This is a genomic window from Acinetobacter sp. CAU_H_S170_2 (genome assembly GCF_058890445.1).
Genome location: NZ_JBZYAE010000001.1, coordinates 2,447,846 through 2,474,732 on the forward strand (window position 1 = coordinate 2,447,846; position 26,887 = coordinate 2,474,732).

A 26,887-nucleotide genomic window follows, 5' to 3' on the forward strand; every position below is an offset into this window, starting at 1 on the left:
AGCGGTCGGTGTTTAGTGCGATTAATTTAGTCTGGATCTTTGGGGTGAACGTCAATATCTTGTTCAGCTTCACCCGTTGAACCAAAAGGTTTATTTAAAGGTTTATGCGCAGGATCGACCTCTGCTGTAGTTGGAATATCATCTGCATGTTGATATTCCTCTGCAACCGTTGGTGTATCCATTTGCTCTTTCAGTGAGGCATGCTCTTCTTTGCCCTGTCCTGATTGCGTGCTTTCAGCTTTGGCCTGATAAAGTGGATTCGGTTGCGTACCTTCTTTTTTGGCTTTATCTAACAAATCGGTCAAAACCCGTTCCGCAGGTTGACGCCCACCGAGACCAAAAGCCAGTGCAAATGCAATGGCAACGGCCCCAAGCGTTAAGCCAAAAGCCAAATTCACAATGGAATCTGCGATACCCATTGCACGCAAGCCCATCGCCAATACCAAGCCAATGATCAAGACACGAACAATGTTCGCCACCCAACGAGAGCTGTTGTATTCACCACGCTCAATCACCTGTGCAACCAAGTTCGCCAGCCAGAAGCCCACGCCCAGAATGACTGCACCCAATAGGATGTTTGCACCAAACTGGATAAACATCGCAATCAAACCACTAATCTGTTCAAAACCGAGCCGATTTGCCGCCTCAGAGACCGCAAATAACATGGTAAAGAACACAATGAAATAACCCACGACGCAAGACGCTTTGGTGTTTCCTAAGAAACGTTGCAAGCCAACTTTGCTTGGAATGTCATCTACACCTGTTCCCGACAAGACTTCAACCACAAGGCTTGCAACAAAACGTGACACTACATAGGCCAAAATTAAAATTAATGCCGCCGCAATGATGTGCGGAATCGCATTCATGATTTCATACAACATGGCCGTCGCAGGTTGAGAAATTGCATCAATCCCTAAAGCTTCAAACGCAATAATCAGCGCTGTGATAATGACGATTGCAAAAACAAAAGATCCGAGCACTTTAGCCAAATCTGAGTTTTTAAACAGTCCTACTTTTTCAACCTGTTTTTGTACATCTAGGCTTCTCAATAAACCCTCAATAATGCCCCGTACAATTTTTGCCAGAATATAGCCCGCAAAAACAATTACACCCGCAATAAAGATATTTGGCAGATACAGTACGGCTTCATTGACCATATTTTGGATCGGAAAGAGCAGCCCTGTCAGACCGAGTATCGACAAAACAATGGGTAAGAATAGTAATAAAATCAGCCAATACACAATTTCACTGATGTTTTGGCTCAGGGTACTGACTCCGACATCCTGACTGAGCTTTTCATCTAGCTGAGTGCGATCAAGTCCTTTTTGTAAACCCACTTTGACCAGATTTGCCACAATCCAGCCAATAAAACCCACAGCAACAGCAGCCAACAGTTGTGGAATAAACAACAAGAACTGTTGAACCATATTACTAAATGGCCCACTTACACTGGTGAGATTGAGGACATTGAGTGCGCCAATCACTGCAATGATCAAAATAAGCCAAAACACAACTCGAGAGATAATATTTTCAATATTTGAGCGATGGCCGGTAGCACTGGAAAGTTTTTGGTTGGTCCCAAGTTTGGTTAAAACCTTTTTCACAGCACTTGCAATCAATAATGCAATAATCCAACCAATGATCAGGATGGCGATTGCGGACAGGATCGGGTGAAACTGATCCCAATAATACATCGCATCAAATCGACCCTGATGCCCTACATAATCATTCATTTTGTTCTCCCTCTTGTTATGTCTACCTCACAGCGACCTTCGCTCAAATACAGATTTTAGTTTTGAAGTGACTGTCTGCCATGAGGTATCAATGAGAAATGGAATACCTTTTTGATGACTGCTAAAGAAAAAGCCCCTGTACATGACAAGGGCTTTAGTCTCATTTAGCGGTCAGTTGCAGTCGCCGTATTGCTATCGGTGGCTACCGCTTCATCACCTGCTGTTGCAGTGGTGCTGTTATTCGGTGTTGCAGGCTCTGCACTCGGATTTGGATGTCCTGGAGGCGCCTCATTCGGATTTGGCTTGGTATCTGCAAACATATAAAGTAATAATGCGATTAAGAAAATTCCGACCAATGCCAACATATACACAGGCACGCGTTTTTTCTTTTGCCGCTCCTCTGGCGTTTGTACATGGGGCGGTTTATTGAAATCATGTGTCATAGCTCCCCCTCAATTTTCTATTATCAAGTTGTCGAATTTTTATACTAACAACTGCTTGTGTAGCATTGTGTTTCAAAGCATAGTGAGATAGTAAACAAATGCTTTATTTTAAGTTAAGTTATTATTTTTTATGGTTTTAAAAACACCCATTCATCTGTCAATTCAGTGTTAAAAGTCATATAAAAAGTATTTCATATAGGCATAGACAAAAAGAGTCTGGCGAACAGCGCTCTTCAACTGAATTTGCGCTATAATTATGCACCTTGTTTTAGCTGTTTTTGGACTTTATGGCATATCGTCAACAAAGTGTAACGCTTGATTTAGACACTGATGTTACGCACCAATGTCATTTGCACTACACGCGAGACCAACATCTTATTGGTATTATTGAATTTTCTAAGCCTAGTTATATTCTAAAGTGGGGCGATCTGGAGTTTTTCCGTCGTCGTACTGAAGAGTTTTCAGTGATGCCTTTTCCTGAATGTGTCAATGCCATGATTATTGATATTCGAAATGTGCAAGCCTTTTTAGACAATGAAACACCCATTATTCCTTGGCGCTTACTGGAAGAAGAATGTCCTGTGCGTTTAGTTGTACCTCAAGACCGTTTAGATCACTATATTGTGCTGTTTGAGCCAACATGGCTGACGACGGATATTGAAACAGCTATTTCTGAAATCCGTGAATATATGGATATGTTTGTGCACTAAGCACTTCTTGATACATGCCTGATCATCTCCTCCCCCTGCGATTGTGCCCCGTCATTTGTTCATAACGTACAGTCGCTTTTATTTTTAGTTTTTAATCCTCTGCGGAAAACGTAGGACAGTAAACCGAATCTAACTGACTTTTATATACTGCGTCATAAAACGGATCATCTTCAAAATAAAGCACTTTTCTTTGCTATTGCAGTTTTAGCATGTTCTACACGAACAAAATCCATTCTGTCATGCATCCATAACGATACGCATAGCCAACCCTGTGGCATTAGACATTAGCCTAATAAAATGAATTAGAAAACTTGAAATGGCACGCATTATGCATAATTTTCTTTTTAATATCAGAGGAATATAGCGATGCACTTATTTAAAGCATTATTAACAAAATATTAAAAATCCCACTTGAGCAGCAAAAGCAATCTCGATTAAGATGCAGACTAAGCTGTAAAAAAATACCATAAAAAGAACATCTTTTGCACAGAATAAAGCTTTAACCCAATTCTGACGTTTTTGATAAAAACAATGCAATTGATGCTGCAAACAAAAGGAGTTTGTACATGACCATGCAACGTAATCTTTCTGCCTTATTTTGTGCAAGTGCACTTGCGCTGAGCCTCAGTGCATGTAGCGACAACAAAGCACCTGCAACGGATGCAGCTAGCACTGGCGCAGATGCTTCACAGTCAGGCACTTTAGATAAGATTAAAAAATCAGGAACCATTGTTTTAGGTTACCGTGACTCCTCTATTCCATTCTCCTATATCGCAGACAACCCAAATCAACCAGTCGGTTATGCACATGATTTACAGCTCAAAGTGGTTGAAGCTGTTAAACAAAAGCTGAATATGCCTGATTTGAAAGTTCGCTATAACTTAGTCACCAGCCAAAACCGTATTCCATTGGTTTCAAATGGCACAGTCGATCTTGAATGTGGTTCAACTACAAACAACAAAGAACGCCAGCAACAAGTTGATTTTTCTGTGGGCTTCTTTGAAGTGGGTTCACGTTTACTTACTGCAACCGATTCAGGTGTGAAGGACTTTGCTGACTTAAAAGGCAAAAAATTAGTAACGACAGCAGGAACAACCTCTGAACGCTATATCCGTCAGCATGAAAAAGAACTTGGTATTGGTGAAGTGATTTCTGCTAAAGACCATGCTGAATCATTCTTAATGCTCCAAAGCGGTCGTGCTGCTGCGTTTATGATGGATGACATTTTACTTGCTGGAGAAAAATCGAAAGCCAAAGATCCAAACAAGTGGCACATTGTTGGTACAGCACCAATTCAAGAAGTTTATGGCTGTATGTTGCGTAAAGGTGACACAGGCTTTAAGCAAGTGGTTGATGATGCAATTAAAGCCACTTATAGCTCAGGTGAAATTAACAAGATGTACAACAAATGGTTTGAACAACCAATTCCACCGAAAAACATTAACCTGAACTTTGCTATGTCAGACCAACTTAAAGCCTTAATTGCAAACCCACATGACCGTGATCAGTAAACGATAAGGGAAAGATTAATGTTCACTCAGGCAAAGTTTCTTTGCCTGACCTATTTTAGGGGATTGTCATGAATTATACCTGGAACTGGGCCGTCCTTTGGCAATCCACAGGCGTCGGAGATAGCACCTATCTCAGTTGGATTTTGATTGGTTTAGGCTGGCTGTTTGTTATTGCCATTGTGGCTTGGAGCATTGCAATGGTGCTCGGAAGTATTCTCGGCATTATGCGCACGCTTCCCAATAAAACCGCACGTGCCATCGGCACTGGTTACGTCACCATTTTTCGTAATGTACCGCTACTGATCCAATTATTTATTTGGTTTTATGTGGTGCCGAATTTCTTACCTGGTCCGATTAAGTCATGGTGGATTAATGATTTAAGTGCAGGAACAACAGCGCTGATTTCAGCCAGTATTGGTCTTGGACTGTTTACCGCAGCACGTGTCTGCGAACAAGTCCGCACAGGTATTGAAGCCTTACCGACAGGACAGGTGAATGCAGGTTATGCCATGGGGTTTAGTACCGCACAACTATACCGCTATGTCATTTTACCGCAGTCCTTCCGTACGATTTTGCCGCCTCTGAGCTCAGAGTTGACCAACTGCGTCAAGAATACTTCTGTGGCCTCTTTGGTTGGGGTCTCCGAGATTATTTCTCAGATGAAAACCATCAGCGAATATACACAGAACACCATCGAAATCTATACCTATGTCACGATTATTTTCATCGTTATCAACGTGTGCCTAATTACCTTAATGACGCTGCTTGAAAAACGCTTACGTGTCCCAGGTTTAATTGCAGGAGCTAAATAATGGAATGGCTCACCGCATTTACCCATGATTTGCAGTTATCTGCACCTGCCCTATGGCATGGTTTAGGCATCACTTTAAAAGTGGTCTGTATTGCCACCATTGGCGGTATTTTCATTGGCACGCTGTTGGCACTGATGCGTTTGTCTTCAATTCGCATCTTGAATTTAATTGCCCAAGGCTATGTCAATTTATTCCGCTCGATTCCTCTGCTGTTGGTATTGATGTGGTTCTACTTTGCTGTACCGTTCATCTACACCACAGTCACGGGAAATTACCTGACCATTGATACCGCTTTGGTCTCAAGTATTGTGGCGTTCATGCTGTTTGAAGCGGCTTATTTCTCGGAAATTGTACGTGCAGGGATTCAATCGATTCCTAAAGGACAGTCTGCCGCGGCTTATGCACTAGGCATGACCTATGGTCAGTCCATGCGCTTAATCATTTTGCCGCAAGCCTTTCGTAAAATGACACCGCTGCTGTTACAGCAAACCATCATCTTGTTCCAAGACTCGACCATGGTGTACGCCATTGGCCTACTCGACTTTTTCCGCACCAACTACGTGCGGGGCGATTTGATGTCTCTATTAACACAATATATTTTATTTGCAGGCCTAGTGTATTTCACCATCAGTATGCTAGCCACATATGCAGTAAAACGATTACAAAGGAGGTTAAGCGTATGAGCGACCAAAAAGTAATGATTGACCTCCAAAATGTCAGTAAATGGTATGGCGATTTTCAAGTGTTAACCGATTGCACCACACAAATTTGTCAAGGTGAAGTGGTGGTGGTCTGTGGTCCATCAGGCTCAGGAAAATCGACCCTGATTAAAACAGTGAATGGACTGGAAGCCTTCCAACAAGGTCAAATCACAGTCGATGGAATTCCCATCAAAGACCCGAAAACAGATTTGACCAAATTACGCAGTCGCGTAGGCATGGTGTTTCAGCATTTCGAGTTGTTTCCACATCTCAGCATTACTGAAAATTTAACCATTGCCCAAATTAAAGTATTGGGACGCTCTGAAGCTGAAGCGAAAAAGAAAGGCTTAGGCTATTTAGAACGGGTTGGGCTGAGTGCACATGCACATAAATTTCCAGCACAACTTTCAGGTGGACAACAACAACGTGTCGCAATTGCCCGTGCATTAAGCATGGATCCGATTGCCATGTTGTTTGATGAGCCTACATCGGCGCTTGACCCTGAAATGATTAATGAAGTTCTTGATGTGATGGTCGAGTTGGCACATGAAGGCATGACCATGATGTGTGTCACCCATGAAATGGGCTTTGCCCGCCAAGTGGCCAACCGTGTGTTGTTTATGGATCAAGGTAAAATTGTCGAAGACTGTAGCAAAGATGATTTCTTTAACACCAAACGTGGTGATCGTGCTCAACAGTTCTTAGACAAGATCTTGCACTAGCACAGACGTGTTATCCCACATTAAAAAAGCAGATCACACGATCTGCTTTTTTAATTCACGCTCTAGTCTAAAACCAAGCGCGCATTGGTGGCTTGAACAGGACGATTATTCGGATACCCCATCAGTGCAGCGAAGTTTGCGATTTGCTGTGCTGATGCCTGCTGAATATCTTTTAAGACCACCCAACGTACACCTTCAGTACACGGTGGTGTCGTGAGCGAACCATTAAAACGGTAGTACTCGCGATGTGTCGGCAGAAATTGATCTGCGTTTAAATTGAATACTTTCTGGGGGTGCCTGTACTGCTGCCACAGTCCATCAAGTGCTTGATTCTTTTCCCCTTGTTCATACATCATCGCAATCACAGTCAGCTCGCCTTTTTCAGAAGCATGGACTAAATGTAATTCCATCGGAAAGCTTTTGCCGTGAACCGTATTTTCTGAAGGGCTATGTAAATGCATTTGCAATAATTGAAATCGTTCTCCCTCTAAACTTAAATAACTGCCTTGATGAAAATTGGCTTGTAAAGTATGAGGGAGCTTCACGATACTCGTTGCAGCCGTTTTATAATCAAAATCAAATGGCGCAAGGTCTGCTGAAATAACATGCTCAATATTAATAGGCGATTGATTATGCCCCGCACAAGTTTGGTATTTGCTATTGAGCTGACTCCAATACTGCGGTGCTGTTTGTGCTTGATAACCCCAATCCGAAGTTACTTCACTACTGGCCCAAGCCATCACACATGGGAGACCAAACAATGTTGCTATTAGTTTTTTCTTCATCATAATCCATCAAAAAATATCAGTTTAAAATGCCCCAATATCCTCTAAGAAATCACGCTCAAGCAGCAAAACCTAAAATGCCAATTCTGCTGCTTGTCTTTGTTTTTTGTGCAAACTCTGTAATCATGACTTTTCAGCAAAAAGCCAATATTGCCCGACTATTTTGTCTCGTTGTAGATGTAAAACGATGAAATAGGACTGATCATATATGACAATAATTACAATTAATTACATATAGTTATGTGATTATTCAGGTTTTATCTATGATAAATTAAAATAAGAATGAGAAAATACAAATCATGTTTAAAAACTTTCACTGATGCACAATCAGCACGCACATTTCATGGCATGAGCGTTCCAAAAGAGAACAAAGCAACGGAGACTCAGCTCACAATAGCTGCTAACCGAATTTTTTTATCATTTTTTTGTGTTGCTACTTTTTGGGTTTCACTCAAAAGACAAAATATACACCTGTATATTTAAAATAAAGAAAATTAGATAAACATAATATATTCATTAACTTAATATTAATTTATATTTTAACCCATGCACCACTGCAATGCACAAACACCATCATGGTGCACACTTTTGCTTTATATCGAGTCTTGTTATTTTTAAGCAAAACTTAATCAATATTTCCTTTTTGCTGAGATCTTCACGAAATTACAGGCATCAGTATACTGAGTTTCTTTTTGCAAAATTTTGCACTCAAATGGAACCTAAACATGCAAAATATTGACTTACTTTTTCTTCTTCTTGGTGCGGTTTTAGTCCTTGCCATGCATGCGGGCTTTGCTTTTTTAGAACTAGGGACAGTTCGTCATAAAAATCAAGTCAACGCTTTAAGCAAAATTTTAACGGACTTTTCACTTTCCGCAATTGCCTACTTCTTTGTAGGTTATTACATTTCCTATGGACACCATTTTTTCCATATCGGGGATACCTTAGCGGCGGATCATGGTTATAACCTGATGCGCTGTTTTTTCCTGCTCACTTTTGCGGCCGCAATTCCAGCCATTATTTCAGGCGGTATTGCCGAGCGTGCCAAAATGCGCTCACAAGCGATTGCCACCGTGTTATTGGTGGCCTTGGTTTATCCTTTCTTTGAAGGAATCGCATGGAATGGCAACTTTGGTTTACAACAGTGGCTACAAGACACTTTCGGTGCAAGTTTCCATGACTTCGCAGGTTCAGTGGTGGTACATGCTATGGGAGGCTGGATCGCTCTGGCTGCGGTGGTTCTACTCGGTGCACGTGATGGTCGCTACAAAAAAGATGGTCGTGTCAGTGCACATCCCCCTTCGTCTATTCCTTTCTTGGCTTTAGGTTCATGGATTTTGATTGTTGGTTGGTTCGGCTTTAACGTGATGAGTGCACAACGTTTAGATGCAATTTCAGGACTGGTCGCGATTAACTCACTTATGGCCATGGTTGGCGGAACTTTAGCAGCCAACTTCGCAGGAAAAAATGACCCGGGCTTCTTACACAATGGTCCTTTAGCGGGTCTTGTGGCAATTTGTGCAGGTTCGGATGTCGTACATCCGATTGGGGCATTGGTGATTGGCGCCATTGCTGGACTGATTTTTGTCAAACTTTTCACCTACACCCAAAACAAGCTGAAAGTCGATGATGTACTCGGAGTATGGCCTTTGCACGGCGTATGTGGTGCCTTTGGTGGGCTTGCAGTCGGGATCTTTGGTCAAAAATGGCTTGGGGGCTTAGGCGGTGTTGCGATGATGTCACAGCTGATTGGTACGCTCTTAGCTATTGGTATTGCTGTTATTGGTGGATTGGTGGTCTATGGCTCTTTAAAAGCCACGATGGGCATTCGTTTAAGCCAAGAAGATGAATTCCGCGGTGCAGATTTATCCATTCATAAAATCTCTGCCAACTCAGATGACAGTATGTTCTAAACACATTTCCATTTTAATGCGGCTCACATTGGCCGCTTTTTTTTATTCGTATTGAACATTATAAGAGGCTTTTAGCATTCTAAATAATCAAAAATCTCAGACAATGCCGTAATACTCGGTGCAGTCATCTGTACTGAGGGTACATGAAAACCAGATAGCCACAGGGCTTGCATTCCAGCCTGCTGCGCACCTTGTACATCATTAATAGGATGATCACCGATAAATAAGCATTGCTCCACCTCAACAGCCAGTTGCTGTAAGGTGTCAATAAAAATATCAACTTGAGGTTTGGCTTGGCCAAACAATCCAGAGCTATTGATCACATCAAAATAATGCTGAAAGCCCAAGCCATTTAATATAGACAGCCGTGTGGCATGACCACCATTTGAAATAATGGCGAGTTTATATCCTGCTTGCTTTAGACGGGTCAGCGTTTGTTCTGCCTCAGGCATCGCCACTGCACTGGAACCAAACTGCTCAAACCAGAAATTGCTTAATGCTTCTAAATGCGGAGGCGCCTGCCAGTTTAACTCCTGTAGCAAAGCGTAAGCCACTGAAGCACCGATACTGGGATGGGTTAAATACTCTTTTAAGGGATAACCACCATTGTCGATCCGATTCACAATCGACTCAATCTGTTCTACATCGACGAAGTTAAGTTGGCTTTGATAATAGTCGACAAGGCTTTGACTAAAAGCCGCAACACTTCGCCCACGATGCGTCAAGGTATTATCCAAATCAAATAGAACAGCACGTATCGACATGTTTAAACCTCATGTATTTGAGAGCAAATGTAACACTGAACCGACACTTTGTATTCGCCTTAAAGCGATAACCAAAGCACAGATCATGCTAAAGCAGATGAAACAGCGTTTATGTTAAGCCTCGTTTAAGCTGACGCTGTTGGAATAGCGCTTATTTTCAGAACATGGCCTCACTTGTGTCGGATCAGCAACGTTTTTTCATCCTTCAGTTTTTTATTTTGACGCTGGGTTTTGCCGTATTGTGGCTGCTCTTCCCTGTAGCGGGCACCATCGACTTACAACTGATTCACCCCTTTATGGATCAAACTGGTCATTTTCCACTAAAGCGCGACTGGGCCTTAGCAGAACTGAATCACCGTTATGTTAAAGACATCATCATCGCAGTGTATGTAATTTATTTGCTGAAATGGCTCGCTTCATATAAATGGGCTGCGTTAAAACCCCAGCGTTGGCAAAATGGCTATTTCATTGGCTTAGTCCTCATCAGTACCAGCCTCATTGGAATTTTAAAATCACAATCCGCGCATGCCTGCCCATGGGACATGACTCTGGCCACGACACATGATTTCTTTTGGGACTTATCCGCCAGCGCAGGACATTGCTTCCCTGGAGGACATGCCGCAACAGGTTTTGCGCTCTTTGTGGGATATTTCGTATACCGTCTAAATGAACCCAAACGCGCGTGGTTTTATTTTCTTGCCGCCCTCATTCTAGGCTTTGTCATGGGTTGGGCGCAAATGATGCGGGGCGCACATTTCCTCAGTCACAATTTATGGACGGCATGGGTGATTTGGCTGGTCAATGTACTGGCATATGCGCTGTGTTATAAGCAGTTTACACAGCCCAGCCCAAATCAAGCCGAAACTACAGCTTAAAGATCACTTGAACTTGTAAGCCGCCCAATCCTGTACTTTGTCCAAAGTGCAGTTTGGCGCCAATTTTTTCTGCGGCTTTATCGACAATGGATAAACCCAGTCCACTGCCGACTTCCAGATGATGATGTACGCGATAGAAACGCTTTAAGATATGATCATAAAGCTCTGGCGCAATGCCCGGCCCACTGTCTTCAATTTGAACAATGGCTTGCTGATCTTGTTGATAAATGGAGACATTAATCACGCCCTGTTCAGGCGTATATTTAATCGCATTATCCAAGAGATTATAGACAATCGAATGTAAGGCAGAACTTTGAGTTTCTATCCACAGTGCTTCATGCTGTTCCAAGCCCAAATCAATGTTTTTCGCTAGTGCCAGTTCCATCAGTTGCTCCATACATTCAACTGCTACATCACTTAGCCCTAGTCTTTGTGTAGGTTCTAAACTTGGTACAGAAGCATCCTGTTTTGCCAAATTGAGCAATTGTGATACCAAATGTTGAATCCGAATTAAGCCTAAACTTAGGTTTTTTAACGCTTGGTGTTCTGGAAATTCATGCAGCAAAATTTTCATTTGCAAATTCAGCGCAGTAATCGGGGTTCTGAGCTCATGCGCTGCATCGGCAATGAATTGCTTTTGTTCTTGTTGCGACAGCGAAATTCGTTCAAATAAACGGTTCATTTCATTGATGGTCGGAAGAATTTCCAAAGGATAACCATCGGGCCTAATCTCGCTTAGTTCATGCGGTTCACGCTGTGCAAGTTCCGCTTTAAACTCATCCAAGGGTTTTAGACTACGCCCAATAATCCAACTCAGCCCCCATAAAGCCAAAGGCATAAACAGTAAATATGGAATCAACATATTGGCCGCCAGCTCTAAAGCCAGCTTTTGTCTTACACTGCGCTGCTGACTGACTTGAATTTGATACTTTTCTGTTGGCAGCACATAGGTATTCCATAATCCTTGTGCTGTATGATGGGTATAAAATCCAGCTTTTTTAACGGGTTGTATTAATAAATCAAACTCATGTTGCCGTTGTTCAGGCAGTCCATATGACCAGACATCTACAAACAAATCTTCTTCGTGATAGTGTCTGTCCGCTTCAAACTCACTCTTAATTGGAGCGGGATCATGCTCTGCAACACGCTCAGCCAAATTACGCATTTGTGCATCGAGTATCTCATTGGTCTCTTCAAGCGCAATGCGATATGCTGCAATCACCAACAAACACCCCATCACAATACTAAATAAAGAGGTATAGGTAATCAGTTGACGCTTTAAGGAAACAGGAGTCGACTTCGCCATTTTATGCTTCAACCTGCCCCAAACGATAGCCTAAACCTCGAATGGTACGGATAAAGTCTTTGCCAAGTTTGGCACGTAAATGGTGAATATAAACTTCAATGGTATTGCTGTTAATTTCCGAGTCAAGGTCATAGAGCTTTTCTTCCAAATTGGTTTTGGAAAAAATTTTATTTGGATGACTGACCAAAGGAATTAGAATAGCCCATTCACGGTTCGATAAATCAATGGTCTGCCCTTTGTACTTGGCTAAGTGCAAATCTTCATCTAATTCTAGACCTGCATAACTCAAAGTCTGGCTTTGCTTTTGCTGTTTTAACGCGCCACTACGACGTAAAAGCGCATGAATACGTGCCAACAACTCATCAAACTCATAAGGTTTGATTAAGTAATCATCCGCGCCATGATTTAAACCATCGACTCTGTTTTGTAACTGATCTCGCGCTGAAATAATCAGCACAGGCAAAGTTGGATAAAGTGAACGAATATTTTTTAGAACCTGCATCCCATCCATCATCGGTAGACCCAAATCCAGCAGCACCACATCAAATGGATATTGTTGTAATTGCTTTAAACCATCAAAACCATTGTTGACCCACACCACATCAAACTGCTGATAACGCAGCAGCGTTTGTGTGGACTCTGCAATCATAAAATCATCTTCAATAATCAATATTTTTGACATGGTCTAAGCGCTCGCTTTGGTCGCAGTACAGTGTTCTAACATATTATTTTTTGAATCAATCACCGTACTTTTTACCCCAAGTAAACTCAATAAGCTTGGGAACAAATGATCTTGGCTTAATTCTTGGCTTTTTTGTTGCCCTAAGCAAGCGATTTGTTGCGGATTCTGCTTTTGCCATGTTTCTGAAAACCACATCAGCATCGGTACGTGGGTCTGTTGGCTCGGTGCAATAGCATAAGGTGAACCATGTAAATACAGACCGTGCTCACCAGTCGACTCACCATGGTCAGATAAATACCAAAAACCGGTCTCAAAGTTTGAGTTTTGCTTTAATACACCGATCAGTTGACTCAACACATGGTCGGTATAAACAATGGAGTTGTCATAACTATTTTTCAGCTGTTCAGGTGTGCAGGCTTGAATGGCATTGGTTTCGCACATTGGTTGGAAGGGCTGAAACTTAGGCGTTGAACGCTTATAGTAAGCTGGTCCATGACTGCCCATTTGGTGTAATACAATTAAACGTGGCGTTTTATCATCAGCCGAAATACCGGTCATATAGGCTTTTAAGCTATCCACCAAAATTTCATCGGTACATTCACCATCGGCTGAACACCATTTTTTCTGTATCGGTTCAGGAATTTTATACTGCTCAACCCGATCACAAACGCCTTTGCAGCCAGAATTATTGTCAATCCATGTCACTTTGTAACCTGCACGCTGTGCAAGATCTAATAAACCTTCACGGTGGTGCGCTAACTGTGCATCATAGTTTTCACGTGGCATGCCTGAAAACATACAAGGCACCGAAACTGCAGTGGCTGTCCCGCAAGAACTGACTTGATTAAAGTTGATGACATTGAGTTTTTCCAGCTCAGGGTTGGTCTTTTTCGCATAGCCATTTAGAGAAAAACTTTCTGCACGTGCCGTTTCACCGACCACCAAAACCATCAATTTCGGCAAGTTTTGCTGTCCGACTTGCTCCACCAAATGGGCATCTTCACCATAAGTCACTAACGGTAAATGCTGCTGTGGTCGATTCTTTTTATAATACGACAGGGTTGAACTGATCGCATTTTGCGGTGAAATCATCCCTTTGAGATCACGATGCTCACGGAAAATCGCGGCATAATCAACAAAGAAAATAAATAACATGCCTGCAATCAGAAAAATAGAGACTGCACTACCGAACAGCTTGTGCAATAACACGGTTTTTAAAGGATCACGGCGGATTTTAACCTTAAATAAAACGACTAAAGGTAGCACCACCATCGCCCCAATCCACAGTACTAGACGCCATGACAACAAGTCGCGCACTTCATTGCCATCGGTTTGCATCATGTTTTGGATCTGATCTGGTGTGATCGAAACGCCTAAACTGTTGACAAAATAGGCACTCATTCCACCAATGATGATCAATAACGCAGCCAACCCTTTAGCCATCGGCCGCCACTGTAGCAGCTGAAAAACCAAATGATAAAAAGCCAACACCACCAAAACGGTAGCGCCGATAAAGGCATACGCTTTAAAACCATGATACGGTGTAAGCAACTGAACTTGCTTATAGAACATCACATTTAAAACCACGGCTAACCACAGCGCCAAATATACGTTAAAGCGCGAAAGTGAAACTTCTTTAAAAATAGACTGCAAATTGAACATTTTAAATCATGTCTTGCTGAGCGGATGCCCCAATGTAGTTTTCTAAACTTAAAACTCGCTTAAATAAAAAAGGCGCTGTGGCCGAATATATAAAGTCATACCGATCAGTTAAGCAATCAGATGCCCTTTTTGAGCCGCCCAATATTATTTGATACGCGGAAGCGTCATCCGCAACCTGCATGTCCATTTAAAAGGAATATTTTTGCAGAATGATCATTTAAATGCAGAAAAGCAAAAGGTTTTGCGGATGACAAATGTTTTTGGTTCTTTTGGCTACGCAAAAGAACGGACGAGCTCCAAATATTAAATTTTAAAATACGAAGATTCCATCATGAACGACAAAAAGTTAAGGAGTTTCTATAAAACTCCTTAACTGATCAGCATTAATCTGTATAGACTTTACCCTTTTCTATCACTTAAACATTAAAATTTGTATTCAATCCCTGTGCCTACTACAGGTTGTTTGGTTTCAAATGATGCTTGTTCAAGCGTCAAAATCCCTGCGTAACCATAAGCTTTAACTTGCTTGGTAAAGGCATAATCAGCACCTGCAATAAACTGCTGTGCATCAAAGTCATCTTTAGATGTTTTAAAGCTGGTTGAGTTTTGACTGTATTGAGCTTTCACTGTCCAAGCTTTGGCAGTCGGTAAGTTATATTCAGCCCCAACCAACCAGCCTTGTGCGTCGTCTATGGTAGCTGCGACAGCATCATTACCTTGTACATCCGCCACTTCAGAAGTTTGATATAAGGCTTTCAACGCCAAACCATTATTCAGATTTACTCGGCCAATGGCACGCAAAGTATCAGCTGCTGCAAAGGCACTACCTGCCACCCCGCCAGTCACTTCAGGCGCTGAAGCATTCAAAGTGCCACGTCCTGCAAAGGTTGACGGAATGGCCTTATCATAACCAATCCCTGCAACAAACTTTTTACTGTCATAGACCACTGATGCTGACCAAGCATCGCCCAGACCACGCCCTGCAACTTTTGCACCGCCTTTAGATTTTTCAATACCACCAGCTTCACCTGTTGCTAACAGTGCCGCAGCTTTCAGTTTACCTGCGCCCACTCCCCAAGCAGGTGTTTCATAGACCAGCACGTTATCGACTCGGTTTTCACCCGTGAAAATCCCCGCCACATCGGCTTTGTTGGCCACATAGTTATTAAAGGTATCTACCACTGAAGACAGTTGTTTAACGGGGGTATCAATTTTACCGACTTTCAATGTGCCAAGTTTCTGGTCTTGTAAGCCAACGAGTAAATTACGCGGAACGAAAGTATCCGTGCTACCACCATTGTCCACATAGAAGGTAAATTCAGCTTGGTATAGTGCATTTAAGCGATCTGTTAGCTTCTCTTCGCCCTTTAACCCCAAAAAGGAGTTGTTAGAGTTCAGCTCGACCACATCGCGGTCTTTATTTGGTGAAGTATTGTCTTCAGGTAAATAATCGGCCGTAACATCAATTTCACCATAAAAAGTAGGTGCTGCGAATGTTACCCCTGCCACTAAACTTAAAGCGATTGCGGCTGCAATTTGTGTTTTCATTATCAAAATATCCTACGGTAAATTTGTTACAAATATTACCGTTCAGACATATATGACAAAACAATTAAAAAATTATTTAGTTATATTTTTTAATTGTTTACATCATTATTTAGCACTTTTTATGATTTATTTATGAATGAATTATGAAAGGTCTGAATGCATCGCAATGCCACGCCATTTGAAGATAAACCACAGGCTCAACATCGCAATGACTACAATCATACACAGATAATTAAAATAGCCGAGCCAATCTCCCAATAGACCGCTCACACTATACAAACCACCACTGACAGTGGCCATCAACGCTACTTGAAAAGTAAAGTCCGTGCCTGCCATATGTTTACGACTGTACTGCATCACTAGGGTGAGCATGACCACCAACAGCATCGATGAGGTCATATCTTCAAAGGCATTGATCAGATATATCAGCCACGGCTGCATACTGTGCTGGTTTTCATATTGAAAGGCCAACCATGTATAAGCCGCCAGACTGAATATTTTAAGCACCGAATACAGCACTAAAGCCGTGGCACGACGAATCAACTTCAAACTATAGCCCGCAAGTCCTGCACCCATTAAGGCGGCACATGCACCTAGCATGGTGACATAAAGCCCTATCTGAGAAAAACTCAGCCCCAAATCGACCATTAAAGGTTTCAAAAGTGGCCCTGCTAAACCATCCGCTATTTTAAAGCTCAGCAGCACTGCCAACCATGCTGCGAGTACGGGACTCTGGACAAAATAAGCCAAATAGTTTTTGATCTCTTGGAGATTGAAAGGTGAAGGCTGAGCTTCTGAAACAGCTCGATGCTTTGGCTCTGGATAAATTAAAATCGGCAGCGTGTTTATAAAGACCATTGCCGCCAGCATCAAAAAAGTGCTCTGCCAGCTCAGCCAATCTAGTGCCCACAAGATTGCACCACCACCGACAATAAAACCCAGACGCGATCCAATTACCTGAAAGGTATTACCCCAGTGCTGTTGCTCCCCTTTTAAAATATTAACCGCCAATCCATCGGTTGCAATATCTTGCGTTGCCCCTAGCAAATTCATACTCAGGAGGCCCACAAAGAAAGCCCATAAATAAATAGGTTGATTTAATCCATCAATCGGGAGGAAAGACAGTCCGATCAGCACCAGCACCGTAAGAAACTGCAATGGAATAATCCAACTCCGATAGTGGCCGAAACGGGTGATCCCAAAGCGATCTAACACTGGTGCCCAAAACACTTTGATCGACCATGGCAACATCAGCAGTCCAAAGCCCCCAATCTGTGCCAATGAAACACCCTGCACTCTTAAAATGACGGGCAAGGCATGGGTCATAAACCCGACGGGTAAGCCCTGCGCCCAATACAATGAAAACAGCAAAATATATACATTGCGAATCTGTAGCATGCTGTTCCTATATACATGGATTGGTCAAAATGTTCATCTGAGATCGGTATCCGTTCACTTTTTTTGCCAATGAATTCAAGCCAATCAGTGCTTATGATGAGATGATATACATCTTGGTCGATTGAGTATAATAACAATGAACCAATATTTTCCAGAGCTACCAGATCAAGTTCCAAGTCGTAACTCATCTGCATTCACTCGCGCTATTTTTAAGCAGCTCTTTTTAGCGCAAGGTTGGCGCTTTGTTGGCGAATTTCCCAATCTACCTAAAGCGGTAGCAATTATTTCACCGCATACCTCAGATATCGATGCATGGCATGGCTTTACGGCTCTATTGGGCTTAGGCCTGCAAATCACCATTTTTGGCAAGAACAACTTGTTTCATACCCCATTGAAACCGTTACTTGAGTGGATTGGCGTGATTCCAGTCAATCGTAGCCATGCTCAAGGGTTAACCCAAGACATTATCGATATTATTCACAGCAAAGAAAAAATTTGGGTCGGTATGGCACCTGAAGGCACACGTAAGCAAGCGGAATCCATCCGTAGTGGCTTTTATCGCATTGCGCATGGTGCACAGATTCCGATTGTGATGTTTTCTTTTGACTATGCGCAAAAAACCATCCACTGCTTGGGCGTATTTCATCCCACAGGACATTTTGAGCAAGACCTAGAGCATATTTTAGATCTGTATATCGGCAAATTTTCAGCCAAGAACCCAAAATGGTTAGCCAAGCCTTTACAAAAACGCTTAAAAAATAGCTAGTAAATCAAGGTCGAATCTGCTGAGATGTGCACCATTATTTGTTTTGCGTTTTAGTATTTTTGACCATGAATTTTGCTCGTTTATCTCTGATTGGTGTACTCACACTGACTATGGCAGGATGTGATCTTGCATCAAAGAAAACACCAACAACAACTCCCATTCAAGCCCGCGAACCTGTGATTGCGATTGCACTCGGCGGTGGCGGTGCCAAAGGTTTTGCACACATTGGGGTGCTTAAAGTTTTAGAGTCACATGGTATTAAACCTAAAATTGTCACAGGAACCAGTGCGGGAAGTTTTGTGGGCAGTATCTATGCCAGTGGTAAAACGCCTTTCCAGCTTCAGCAAATTGCCTTGACCTTAAAAGAATCGGACATTCGAGACTTAACCCTCAACTCCCAAGGGTTTGTTCAAGGTCAAAAGCTGCAAGACTATGTCAACAAACACGTCGGCAACAAACCGATTCAACAGTTCCCTATCCGCTTTGCTGCGGTGGCGACCCGTCTTGATACTGGACGTAAAGCCGATTTTATCAAAGGCAATGCAGGCCAAGCAGTACGTGCCTCATGCAGTATTCCGAACGTTTTTGTCCCTGCAGTGATTGGTGGAACCAAGTATGTTGATGGCGGTCTGGTCAGCCCAATTCCAGTCAAAACAGCCAAGGACATGGGTGCGGATATTGTGATTGCTATTGATATTTCAGCGCGCCCTGTCGGTAACAAACCCCTCAATATGTGGGGCTTGCTCGACCAGACCATTAATATTATGGGGCAGCAAAGCATCAATGAAGAATTGAGCCAAGCGACTGTGGTGATTCAACCCAAAGTCGGACACTTGGGCACTTTGGACTTAAAAGCCAGCAATCAATCTATTTTAGAAGGTGAAAAAGCTGCACAGCTCAAAATTAAATCGATTGAAAAAGCCATTGTCGATTTTAAAAAGACCCCAGCTGCTTTTAAACCTGCCCCTAAAGCCAAATTCTAAAAAATTTGATTTTTAATATTCAAAGACTTATTCATCTGCTAAATTGATATAGATGCTTCTGCATCTATATCCCTATAACGAATATATGAGTAGATGTATGGAATTTGCTTTTGAGCCTTGGCACTGGTTTGTATTGGGCGTTCTGTTAATCCTATCAGAGCTGATTCTGCCTGCTTTTGCCGCATTGTGGTTCGGTATTGCGGCCATTATGGTCGGTATTCTGTACTGGATGTTCCCCATGATGGGCGTTACCACGCAGTTTGTGACGTGGATTATTTTGTCGATTTTATGCACTTTACTTTGGTTTAAGTTTATTAAACCGCTTTCGACTGACAAGACCAAAGCAGGACTGTCTCGCGAAGCAACCATCGGTCAAATTGGCATGGTGATTCAAGCGAGTCCTGAAAATGAACACATTCGCGTTCGCTTTCCCATTCCAGTACTCGGTTCAGATGAATGGAACTGTCGTACTTTAGATAAAGTCCATGTCGGCGACCGTGTTCGTGTCGTTGAAATACTGGGCAATGATTTAATGGTCAAAGCACATCTCTCAAGCAACGAAAATAGATAAAAGTGAGTTAAGCATATGTCTGGTGGATTTATTGTCGTTTTAGCAATTTTGGCTTTTGCCGCTGTCACCATTTTTAAAGGTGTCCGTATTGTTCCACAAGGTTATAAATGGATCGTGCAACGTCTGGGTAAATACCATACCACGTTGAATCCAGGTCTCAACTTTGTGATTCCTTATGTCGATGAAGTGGCTTATAAAGTGACGACCAAAGACATTGTATTAGACATTCCCTCTCAAGAAGTGATTACCCGCGATAATGCCGTTTTGCTTATGAATGCAGTGGCCTACATCAACATCACCACGCCTGTAAATGCCGTCTATGGGATTGAAAACTATACATGGGCCATTCAAAACTTAGTGCAAACCTCACTGCGTTCAATCGTTGGTGAAATGGATCTCGATGATGCGCTATCGTCTCGTGATCACATTAAAGCCAAACTTAAAGCAGCCATTTCGGATGATATTTCAGACTGGGGGATTACCCTCAAAACCGTTGAAATCCAAGACATTCAACCCTCTTCAACCATGCAAGCAGCAATGGAAGCGCAAGCGGCAGCTGAGCGTCAACGTCGTGCGACCGTGACCAAAGCCGATGGTGAAAAACAAGCCGCGATTTTAGAGGCAGATGGCCGTTTAGAAGCGTCTCGCCGTGACGCAGAAGCGCAAGTCGTCTTAGCAGAGTCTTCTCAGCGTGCTATTGAAATGGTCACTTCTGCTGTGGGCGATAAGGAAATTCCTGTGGCTTACTTGTTGGGTGAACAATATGTCAAAGCGATGCAAGATATGTCTAAATCGAACAACGCTAAAACAGTGGTGTTACCAGCCGATATTTTAAGTACCATCCGCGGTGTTATGGGACGTAAAGACATCTAACTGATGCTTGGTTTGATTAAATGAGGACAGCTTTCGAGCTGTCTTTTTTATTGGGGTTGTGAAAAAACTCAAGCCTCTAAGGAACAAGCATTAAAAAAGAGGACACGCTATGTCCTCTTTTTTTAATCTAAACACTGAAACTTAGCTTTGGCGAGCCAATAAAAACTGTGAAATCTGATTAAGTTCTGCTGCCGCATCAGTTGGGAAATAAGCCAAAGCAGCAAAGGCTTGATTATGCAAAGTCTTGGCATAGTCTTGTGCAGCCTCAAGTCCCATCAAGGCTGGATAAGTCGATTTTTCGACTTGCTCATCCTTCCCTGCGGTTTTACCCAGTACATCTGTATTTGAAATGATATCTAAAATATCGTCTTGCACCTGAAAAGCCAAACCAATTGCCTGCGCATATTCGCGTAACGTAGGAATCGCTTGATCGCAACCGTCAAATACAGTCACCGCGGCCATCATCACCGCAGCAGAGATTAATGCACCCGTTTTATTCCGATGGATATTTTCAAGTGCAGCCTGATCGACACGTTTACCTTCGGCTTGCAGGTCAAGGACTTGGCCACACACCATTTTAGAGCTCGCTGTCGCTAAAATTTGCATCTGCTTCAGTACAATACCCTGATCAACCACTGGGCCAGCATCAAACAGTCGACTACCTAAAATTTCAAATGCCATAGACTGCAAGATATCACCCGCAAGCAAAGCTGTATCTTCACCATAAGCCACGTGACAGGTCGGCTGACCACGGCGCAAAAGATCATTGTCCATACACGGCAAATCATCATGTGCCAAGGAATAACAATGAATCAGTTCCACAGCCACAGCGGCACGGCGCACGGCAGCGGCAGCGGCATTATTGTTTGGATTTAAATGTGCCGTGGCATAGCACAGCGCAGGACGCACACGTTTGCCACCTAACATGACCGCATGATGCACAGCACTCTTTAACGGTTCCGGAATTGAAAAAGCATCAAGTGCCGTCAATAAATCATCGTGAATACGTTGTTGAGCCTGTTGGAGTGCATTTGCTGATACGTCGGTTAGTGCTGACACATTCGCCTCGAATAACAATAGGATAAATTAATCTGGTGCTCAGTTTGACTGAGTCGATCATTTGAAATGATCTGTTGGCATGATACTGCTTTCTGCCCGCTTTCTCTATGCCGAAAGCACAAACAAGGCACAGTATTCTATTAATTTTTGCAGACGAGGTGATAAGAATGACTTTTCTACTATTTCAAGCAACCATTACACAAGCAATTAAGCTCTAAAATTCACCGCTCATGCTCTTGGTTATTTTTCGCATGCTTATCACAGACCTAGAGTTGAGATAAAAAAGCCTCTACAGAGAGAGGCTTTTTACATAGCGCTACTCCAAGCTTTCCGCTGGAATACACACCCAACCTTCCATCAACACGCGAGCACTACGACTCATGACAGCTTTTTTCACTATCCACTGACCCTTTTCTTGTATCGCTTGCGCTCCGACACGTAAAGTCCCTGAAGGATGACCAAAACGAACCGCTTCACGTGCTCCACCACCCGCGGCCAAATTGACCAAGGTTCCAGGTATCGCTGCTGCGGTACCAATGGCAACAGCCGCTGTCCCCATCATCGCATGGTGTAATTTACCCATAGAAAGTGCACGAACCAATAAATCGGTGTCTTGCTCTGTAATGGTTTTACCACTCGAAGAGACATATTGTTTTGGCTTAGAAACAAAAGCAATTTTAGGCGTGTGTTGACGACTGCCAGCTTCAGAAATGTCTTGAATCAGCCCCATCTGTTTTGCACCATAGGCACGAATGGTTTCAAAACGCGCTAAAGCTTTGGCATCGCCATTAATTGCGTCTTGTAATTCACTCCCCGTGTAGCCAATGTCTTCTGCATTTAAGAAAATAGTCGGAATACCTGCATTGATAAACGTTGCTTGAAAGCGACCAATCTCTGGAACCTCTAAAGTGTCAACCAAATTCCCTGTTGGGAACATTGCACCCCCATCTTCACCATCATCGGCTGGATCTAAAAATTCAATTTGCACTTCTGCAGCTGGGAACGTCACGCCATCAAGTTCAAAATCACCTGTTTCTTGAACTTGGCCCTGCGTAATAGGTACATGTGCAATAATGGTTTTTTGAATATTCACCTGCCAAATGCGGACTGTGCAGATGCCATTTTCTGGAATACGTGCAGCATCGACCAAACCATTTGAAATCGCAAATGAACCAACAGCAGCCGTTAAGTTACCGCAGTTTCCGCTCCAGTCGACAAAAGGCTGATCAATCGACACCTGCCCAAATAAATAGTCGACATCATGTTCGGGCTGTTGGCTCTTCGCTAAAATCACCGTTTTACTGGTACTCGATGTTGCACCACCCATACCATCAATCTGCTTTGCATAAGGATCGGGGCTACCAATCACACGGAGCAATAACTGATCTCGAACGCGTCCAGCCTGTTGCGCGGCTTCTGGGAGATCATCTAATTTAAAGAATACGCCCTTACTGGTCCCTCCACGCATATACGTTGCTGGAATTTTGATTTGCGGTGCAAAACTCATTTTTATTGAATCCTTCATATTTATCATTGTGTTAAGTCAAAAGATCTGATTTAACTTAGGCTCATCATACCTTTTTTCCCTATGCCTACGTAAAATACAGACTTAAGTCTAAAAAAACATCATTTGTGAACGTCCGGTTTCCAAATAAAATTCCTGATTTGATAATTTAAATAAAATTAATATATTGATTCGTATGTTTTTTATTTACAATTCATTACACATTATTTTTCATATGAATAATAACTTTTTTTCATGGATTTTGAGCTACTATGCGATTTCTTCGCGATCTATTACAATCGGAAACACTTATCCATTGTCGGGCTGAAATAACTTGAATAAAGAGTCGTCTCAACTTCAGCGTGGCTTAAAGAACCGTCATATTCAATTGATTGCCATGGGCGGCGCAATTGGTACTGGCTTATTTTTAGGTTCCGCTCATGTGATTGAATCTGCTGGCCCATCTATTATTTTGGGCTATGCAATTGGCGGTTTAATTGCATTTCTAATCATGCGTCAACTTGGGGAAATGATCGTTGAGGAACCTGTAGCTGGTTCTTTTAGTCATTTTGCAAACAAATACTGGGGTAAATTTGCAGGCTTTCTTGCAGGCTGGAACTACTGGATTCTATATGTTCTAGTGGCCATGACCGAGCTGACCGCTGTTGCGAAGTATATCAACTACTGGTGGCCCCATATTCCTGCATGGGCATCTGTTCTCACCTTCTTTGTGATCATTACCTTAGTCAATTTAGGTAATGTGAAGTTTTACGGTGAATCAGAGTTCTGGCTAGCTATTATCAAAGTCACGGCCGTCGTCGCTATGATTGTATTTGGTCTTTATCTTTTGGCCACGGCAGGCGCAGATTCCACGGCTTCATTTAGCAACCTTTGGTCACATGGCGGTTTCTTCCCACATGGCGTTGAAGGTCTCTTCTATATGCTTGCCTTCCTCATGTTTGCCTTTGGCGGCATTGAGTTGATTGGTATGGCTGCGGCAGAAGCTGATAACCCACAAAAATCAATTCCTAAAGCAATCAACCAAGTGGTATTCCGTATCCTCATTTTCTATGTGGGTTCTTTGACCATTTTATTATCGCTGGTACCTTGGAATGAATTGCAACTTGGCGGCTTAGATAAGAGCCCATTTGTAATGATCTTCAGTCAATTAGGTATTGGTTGGGCTGCACATTTACTGAATTTTATTATCTTGACTGCAGCACTTTCTGTATATAACAGCGGTATGTATGCTAACAGCCGCATGCTGTTTGGTTTAGCACAGCAAGGCAATGCACCTAAAATATTCAGTAAAACCAATAAACAAGGTGTGCCAATTCCAGCAGTCTTGTTCTCTGCTTTACTGATTTTCGGTTGTGTACTATTGAATTATTTTGCGCCAGAAGATGCTCTCAGCAACTTAATTTATATTGTTGTTGGTGCTTTGGTATTGAACTGGGCCATGATCAGCTTAACTCATCTTCAATTTATGAAGGCCATGAAAAGCGAAGCGAAAAAACCATTATTTCCTGCACTTTGGTCGCCTTTCAGTAACTACCTTGTTCTTGCATTTATTGCTGTAGTGCTTTACATCATGTGGACTCAAGGTTTAAGCGGCGCTGTGATCATGATTCCAATCTGGATCGTATTAATGTTCGTTCTATACAAAATTCTGTATAGAAAAGCATAAAATATTCATTTTTAAATAGTTATTGTTTCGGCAATAACTATTTTTTTTGAGTAAAATCAGCTACATTAACCGCACTTTTGCGCTCTTAGCTTAACTGGATAGAGCAGTTGCCTCCTAAGCGACCGACGTGGGTTCGAGTCCCGCAGAGCGCACCATTTTATGGTTGTTTTCAACCTCTCTATGCCTAATCATAAACACTAAAAATTCGATTTATCACATGTGATACTAATAATCCCCTTCAAACTTGGACGCTGATTCAACAGCCGCTCAAACTCGCTCGCGGCGACACCTACATCTGGGTTTTCAAATCAGGTCTAACTAAGTCAAACTGTTCTAGAGACTTTACAATTAATTTTCGTGCTCGAATCAGTTGTTTGGCTGTTTAAAATAGCTGTTCTCAACAGATGCACGGAATGAGCCAAATTCCATACACAATTTTTCCCTTCTATTTTAGTGCTATAGCACAGATTTCATTCTGAAATCTTGGTATAACAAAGCGCCCCTATTTTAAAAAATATTTTTATGAATAATATTAATTTAATTTATAGGTCAATCATTTGCCAATTTTATTTATTACGTAATCAAATTACGTATTGAATAATAATTTAGATCAAGTATGATGAATTAAAACTTCTACACTTGCTCACTCAACATTGAGAATGCTGCTGAACAAGTGCCCCATTTCAGACAAACGGACTTGTCTCTCTCGCTCTAGAATTGTAGCGACCAGTCCGTTAGCTCTGAAAGGAATCGTTAAAAAGATAAGCAATAGGATTGCTTAAAAAAGAAATGAGGACGTTGTATGAATGAATTAGCCAACCCATTAGAACTGTGTGGATTCGAATTTATTGAATTTGTTTCTAAAGATGGTCAGCTAGATGCGGTGTTTGAAACCATTGGGTTCAGCAAAGTGGCAAAACATAAGTCTAAAAATGCGTATTTATGGCGTCAGGGCAAGATTAATATCATTCTAAATTATCAGCCTGAATCATATGCAGCTTATTTCTATAAAGAACATGGCCCTTCTGCCTGTGCAATGGGTTTCCGCACCAAGAATGCGGCAAAGGCATTTAAAAAGGCGATAGAAATTGGTGCTGAACCAATTTACAACCAAGTTGGTCCGATGGAGCTAAATATCCCAGCAATTAAAGGGATTGGCGGCTCTCCTATTTTCCTCGTCGATTGTGACATTTACCAAAATGACTTCATATTCTTTGATGATGTACCCTCTCATCCTGTCGGCACAGGTTTATATGAAATCGACCATTTGACCCATAATGTGTATAAAGGCCGTATGCAGTATTGGTCTGATTTCTATGAAAAGATTTTTAACTTCCAAGAAATTCGCTACTTCGATATTAAAGGTGAATATACTGGCCTGACGTCCAAGGCACTCACGGCGCCAGATGGCAAAATCCGTATTCCGCTCAATGAAGATTCGGATAAAGGAAATGGTCAGATTGCCGAATTCCTCAATGAGTTTAACGGTGAAGGCATTCAGCATATTGCCTTCATTTGTGATGACCTGATTAGCACTTGGGACAAGTTAAAAGCTTTAGGTGCCAAATTCATGACACCTCCGCCAAATACCTATTATGAAATGCTAGATGAGCGTTTGCCTAACCACGGTGAACCTGCTGATGAACTACAAAAACGGGGCATTTTGCTGGATGGCAATACTAAAGACGGTAATAAACGCCTCTTGTTGCAAATTTTCTCCCAAAATATGCTAGGCCCTGTCTTCTTTGAATTTATTCAACGTAAAGATGACGATGGTTTTGGTGAAGGCAACTTTAAAGCGCTATTTGAGTCGATTGAACGCGACCAAATTAAACGTGGCGTTTTAGATGTATCTAAAGCTTAAACGATTTCTAGAATT

The 26,887-nt window shown here is 42.3% G+C and carries 24 protein-coding genes and 1 tRNA gene; 14 read left to right on the top strand and 11 right to left on the bottom strand.

The window, feature by feature from the left end; genetic code table 11:
• Positions 1-26: 26 nt before the first annotated feature.
• Both AC5EUN_RS12090 and AC5EUN_RS12095 read right to left on the bottom strand, forming a co-directional pair.
• Positions 27-1,733: a mechanosensitive ion channel gene (locus AC5EUN_RS12090; RefSeq protein WP_159153202.1), complete on the bottom strand. Its 1,707-nt coding sequence runs from the start codon at positions 1,731-1,733 to the stop codon at positions 27-29.
• 164 nt (positions 1,734-1,897) lie between these two features.
• A complete protein-coding gene (locus AC5EUN_RS12095; protein WP_058952166.1) occupies positions 1,898-2,176 on the bottom strand; it encodes a hypothetical protein in 279 nt (92 codons plus the stop codon).
• A gap of 287 nt (positions 2,177-2,463) precedes the next feature.
• On the opposite strand from AC5EUN_RS12095, the gene AC5EUN_RS12100 reads away from it, so the two are divergent.
• From AC5EUN_RS12100 to AC5EUN_RS12120, 5 genes are all read left to right on the top strand, one after another.
• Positions 2,464-2,886 carry a hypothetical protein gene (locus AC5EUN_RS12100; protein WP_493352363.1) on the top strand — a complete coding sequence of 141 codons (423 nt, stop codon included), beginning with the start codon at positions 2,464-2,466 and terminating at the stop codon, positions 2,884-2,886.
• Positions 2,887-3,452: 566 nt separating this feature from the next.
• Positions 3,453-4,397 (top strand): transporter substrate-binding domain-containing protein, encoded by a 945-nt coding sequence (locus AC5EUN_RS12105; protein ID WP_010326225.1) that lies wholly within the window; start codon positions 3,453-3,455, stop codon positions 4,395-4,397.
• Between the two features lie 68 nt (positions 4,398-4,465).
• Positions 4,466-5,209: an amino acid ABC transporter permease gene (locus AC5EUN_RS12110; protein ID WP_159153201.1), complete on the top strand. Its 744-nt coding sequence runs from the start codon at positions 4,466-4,468 to the stop codon at positions 5,207-5,209.
• The gene (locus AC5EUN_RS12115) at positions 5,209-5,892 is read left to right on the top strand and encodes an ABC transporter permease subunit (protein ID WP_493352364.1); all 684 of its coding nucleotides are present in this window, start codon (positions 5,209-5,211) and stop codon (positions 5,890-5,892) included. Before AC5EUN_RS12110 ends, AC5EUN_RS12115 begins: the two co-directional genes overlap by 1 nt.
• 14 nt (positions 5,893-5,906) lie before the next feature.
• Positions 5,907-6,632, top strand: a complete 726-nt coding sequence (locus AC5EUN_RS12120; protein WP_010326224.1) for an amino acid ABC transporter ATP-binding protein — start codon at positions 5,907-5,909, stop codon at positions 6,630-6,632.
• A gap of 62 nt (positions 6,633-6,694) precedes the next feature.
• On the opposite strand, the gene AC5EUN_RS12125 is transcribed toward AC5EUN_RS12120, so the two are convergent.
• On the bottom strand, positions 6,695-7,417 hold the full coding sequence (locus AC5EUN_RS12125; RefSeq protein ID WP_159153213.1) for a carbonic anhydrase: 723 nt from the start codon (positions 7,415-7,417) through the stop codon (positions 6,695-6,697).
• A 725-nt stretch (positions 7,418-8,142) separates the two neighbouring features.
• Here AC5EUN_RS12125 and AC5EUN_RS12130 point away from each other — a divergent pair.
• Complete coding sequence (locus AC5EUN_RS12130; RefSeq protein WP_159153200.1) at positions 8,143-9,330, top strand: ammonium transporter; 1,188 nt, start codon at positions 8,143-8,145, stop codon at positions 9,328-9,330.
• Positions 9,331-9,401: 71 nt separating this feature from the next.
• Here the strand turns inward: AC5EUN_RS12130 and AC5EUN_RS12135 are convergent, their stop codons facing one another.
• The gene (locus AC5EUN_RS12135) at positions 9,402-10,094 is read right to left on the bottom strand and encodes an HAD family hydrolase (protein WP_159153199.1); all 693 of its coding nucleotides are present in this window, start codon (positions 10,092-10,094) and stop codon (positions 9,402-9,404) included.
• 164 nt (positions 10,095-10,258) lie between these two features.
• On the opposite strand from AC5EUN_RS12135, the gene AC5EUN_RS12140 reads away from it, so the two are divergent.
• Entirely contained in the window at positions 10,259-10,969 is a 711-nt protein-coding gene (locus tag AC5EUN_RS12140; RefSeq protein WP_159153198.1) for a phosphatase PAP2 family protein, read from the top strand.
• Here AC5EUN_RS12140 and AC5EUN_RS12145 read toward each other — a convergent pair.
• From AC5EUN_RS12145 to AC5EUN_RS12165, 5 genes are all read right to left on the bottom strand, one after another.
• The gene (locus AC5EUN_RS12145) at positions 10,959-12,275 is read right to left on the bottom strand and encodes an ATP-binding protein (protein WP_493352365.1); all 1,317 of its coding nucleotides are present in this window, start codon (positions 12,273-12,275) and stop codon (positions 10,959-10,961) included. The two genes, AC5EUN_RS12140 and AC5EUN_RS12145, sit on opposite strands and share 11 nt — an antisense overlap.
• 1 nt (position 12,276) lies before the next feature.
• Positions 12,277-12,957: a response regulator transcription factor gene (locus AC5EUN_RS12150; protein ID WP_004694591.1), complete on the bottom strand. Its 681-nt coding sequence runs from the start codon at positions 12,955-12,957 to the stop codon at positions 12,277-12,279.
• Between the two features lie 3 nt (positions 12,958-12,960).
• Positions 12,961-14,619 carry a phosphoethanolamine transferase gene (locus tag AC5EUN_RS12155; protein WP_159153197.1) on the bottom strand — a complete coding sequence of 553 codons (1,659 nt, stop codon included), beginning with the start codon at positions 14,617-14,619 and terminating at the stop codon, positions 12,961-12,963.
• 423 nt (positions 14,620-15,042) lie between these two features.
• Entirely contained in the window at positions 15,043-16,167 is a 1,125-nt protein-coding gene (locus tag AC5EUN_RS12160; protein ID WP_104221787.1) for a porin, read from the bottom strand.
• 141 nt (positions 16,168-16,308) lie between these two features.
• On the bottom strand, positions 16,309-17,565 hold the full coding sequence (locus AC5EUN_RS12165) for an MFS transporter (protein ID WP_159153196.1): 1,257 nt from the start codon (positions 17,563-17,565) through the stop codon (positions 16,309-16,311).
• 136 nt (positions 17,566-17,701) lie between these two features.
• Here AC5EUN_RS12165 and AC5EUN_RS12170 point away from each other — a divergent pair, with 136 nt between their 5' ends.
• The 4 genes from AC5EUN_RS12170 (at position 17,702) to AC5EUN_RS12185 (ending at position 20,758) form a co-directional block, all read left to right on the top strand.
• Positions 17,702-18,331, top strand: a complete 630-nt coding sequence (locus tag AC5EUN_RS12170) for a 1-acyl-sn-glycerol-3-phosphate acyltransferase (protein WP_493352366.1) — start codon at positions 17,702-17,704, stop codon at positions 18,329-18,331.
• 65 nt (positions 18,332-18,396) lie between these two features.
• Positions 18,397-19,314, top strand: coding sequence for a patatin-like phospholipase family protein (locus AC5EUN_RS12175; protein WP_160362356.1), 918 nt, complete (start codon positions 18,397-18,399; stop codon positions 19,312-19,314).
• 97 nt (positions 19,315-19,411) lie between these two features.
• Entirely contained in the window at positions 19,412-19,885 is a 474-nt protein-coding gene (locus tag AC5EUN_RS12180; protein ID WP_160362355.1) for an NfeD family protein, read from the top strand.
• A 15-nt stretch (positions 19,886-19,900) separates the two neighbouring features.
• Complete coding sequence (locus AC5EUN_RS12185; RefSeq protein WP_004981272.1) at positions 19,901-20,758, top strand: SPFH domain-containing protein; 858 nt, start codon at positions 19,901-19,903, stop codon at positions 20,756-20,758.
• A gap of 141 nt (positions 20,759-20,899) precedes the next feature.
• Here the strand turns inward: AC5EUN_RS12185 and AC5EUN_RS12190 are convergent, their stop codons facing one another.
• Positions 20,900-21,817, bottom strand: a complete 918-nt coding sequence (locus AC5EUN_RS12190) for a polyprenyl synthetase family protein (protein WP_160362354.1) — start codon at positions 21,815-21,817, stop codon at positions 20,900-20,902.
• A gap of 316 nt (positions 21,818-22,133) precedes the next feature.
• Positions 22,134-23,324: a 2-methylaconitate cis-trans isomerase PrpF gene (prpF, locus tag AC5EUN_RS12195; RefSeq protein ID WP_178896131.1), complete on the bottom strand. Its 1,191-nt coding sequence runs from the start codon at positions 23,322-23,324 to the stop codon at positions 22,134-22,136.
• 331 nt (positions 23,325-23,655) lie between these two features.
• On the opposite strand from prpF, the gene AC5EUN_RS12200 reads away from it, so the two are divergent.
• The 3 genes from AC5EUN_RS12200 to hppD all read left to right on the top strand — a co-directional run bounded on the left by AC5EUN_RS12200 (position 23,656) and on the right by hppD (position 26,872).
• Positions 23,656-25,008, top strand: a complete 1,353-nt coding sequence (locus AC5EUN_RS12200) for an amino acid permease (RefSeq protein WP_029574969.1) — start codon at positions 23,656-23,658, stop codon at positions 25,006-25,008.
• Positions 25,009-25,087: 79 nt separating this feature from the next.
• Positions 25,088-25,163, top strand: a tRNA-Arg gene (locus AC5EUN_RS12205).
• Positions 25,164-25,810: 647 nt separating this feature from the next.
• Positions 25,811-26,872, top strand: a complete 1,062-nt coding sequence (gene hppD / locus AC5EUN_RS12210) for a 4-hydroxyphenylpyruvate dioxygenase (RefSeq protein WP_062034383.1) — start codon at positions 25,811-25,813, stop codon at positions 26,870-26,872.
• Positions 26,873-26,887 lie beyond the last annotated feature (15 nt).

What these genes read in the sequence shown, in the direction of transcription:
- AC5EUN_RS12180 (WP_160362355.1), top strand. Translation starts at nt 19,412, where the DNA reads ATGGAATTTGCTTTTGAGCCTTGGCACTGGTTTGTATTGGGCGTTCTG.
- AC5EUN_RS12110 (WP_159153201.1), top strand. Translation starts at nt 4,466, where the DNA reads ATGAATTATACCTGGAACTGGGCCGTCCTTTGGCAATCCACAGGCGTC.
- AC5EUN_RS12185 (WP_004981272.1), top strand. Translation starts at nt 19,901, where the DNA reads ATGTCTGGTGGATTTATTGTCGTTTTAGCAATTTTGGCTTTTGCCGCT.
- AC5EUN_RS12145 (WP_493352365.1), bottom strand. Translation starts at nt 12,275, where the DNA reads ATGGCGAAGTCGACTCCTGTTTCCTTAAAGCGTCAACTGATTACCTAT.
- AC5EUN_RS12155 (WP_159153197.1), bottom strand. Translation starts at nt 14,619, where the DNA reads ATGTTCAATTTGCAGTCTATTTTTAAAGAAGTTTCACTTTCGCGCTTT.
- AC5EUN_RS12150 (WP_004694591.1), bottom strand. Translation starts at nt 12,957, where the DNA reads ATGTCAAAAATATTGATTATTGAAGATGATTTTATGATTGCAGAGTCC.
- AC5EUN_RS12130 (WP_159153200.1), top strand. Translation starts at nt 8,143, where the DNA reads ATGCAAAATATTGACTTACTTTTTCTTCTTCTTGGTGCGGTTTTAGTC.
- AC5EUN_RS12165 (WP_159153196.1), bottom strand. Translation starts at nt 17,565, where the DNA reads ATGCTACAGATTCGCAATGTATATATTTTGCTGTTTTCATTGTATTGG.
- AC5EUN_RS12105 (WP_010326225.1), top strand. Translation starts at nt 3,453, where the DNA reads ATGACCATGCAACGTAATCTTTCTGCCTTATTTTGTGCAAGTGCACTT.
- prpF (WP_178896131.1), bottom strand. Translation starts at nt 23,324, where the DNA reads ATGAGTTTTGCACCGCAAATCAAAATTCCAGCAACGTATATGCGTGGA.
- AC5EUN_RS12120 (WP_010326224.1), top strand. Translation starts at nt 5,907, where the DNA reads ATGATTGACCTCCAAAATGTCAGTAAATGGTATGGCGATTTTCAAGTG.
- AC5EUN_RS12140 (WP_159153198.1), top strand. Translation starts at nt 10,259, where the DNA reads ATGGCCTCACTTGTGTCGGATCAGCAACGTTTTTTCATCCTTCAGTTT.
- AC5EUN_RS12125 (WP_159153213.1), bottom strand. Translation starts at nt 7,417, where the DNA reads ATGAAGAAAAAACTAATAGCAACATTGTTTGGTCTCCCATGTGTGATG.
- AC5EUN_RS12135 (WP_159153199.1), bottom strand. Translation starts at nt 10,094, where the DNA reads ATGTCGATACGTGCTGTTCTATTTGATTTGGATAATACCTTGACGCAT.
- AC5EUN_RS12160 (WP_104221787.1), bottom strand. Translation starts at nt 16,167, where the DNA reads ATGAAAACACAAATTGCAGCCGCAATCGCTTTAAGTTTAGTGGCAGGG.
- AC5EUN_RS12170 (WP_493352366.1), top strand. Translation starts at nt 17,702, where the DNA reads ATGAACCAATATTTTCCAGAGCTACCAGATCAAGTTCCAAGTCGTAAC.
- AC5EUN_RS12095 (WP_058952166.1), bottom strand. Translation starts at nt 2,176, where the DNA reads ATGACACATGATTTCAATAAACCGCCCCATGTACAAACGCCAGAGGAG.
- AC5EUN_RS12100 (WP_493352363.1), top strand. Translation starts at nt 2,464, where the DNA reads ATGGCATATCGTCAACAAAGTGTAACGCTTGATTTAGACACTGATGTT.
- AC5EUN_RS12115 (WP_493352364.1), top strand. Translation starts at nt 5,209, where the DNA reads ATGGAATGGCTCACCGCATTTACCCATGATTTGCAGTTATCTGCACCT.
- AC5EUN_RS12175 (WP_160362356.1), top strand. Translation starts at nt 18,397, where the DNA reads ATGAATTTTGCTCGTTTATCTCTGATTGGTGTACTCACACTGACTATG.
- hppD (WP_062034383.1), top strand. Translation starts at nt 25,811, where the DNA reads ATGAATGAATTAGCCAACCCATTAGAACTGTGTGGATTCGAATTTATT.
- AC5EUN_RS12090 (WP_159153202.1), bottom strand. Translation starts at nt 1,733, where the DNA reads ATGAATGATTATGTAGGGCATCAGGGTCGATTTGATGCGATGTATTAT.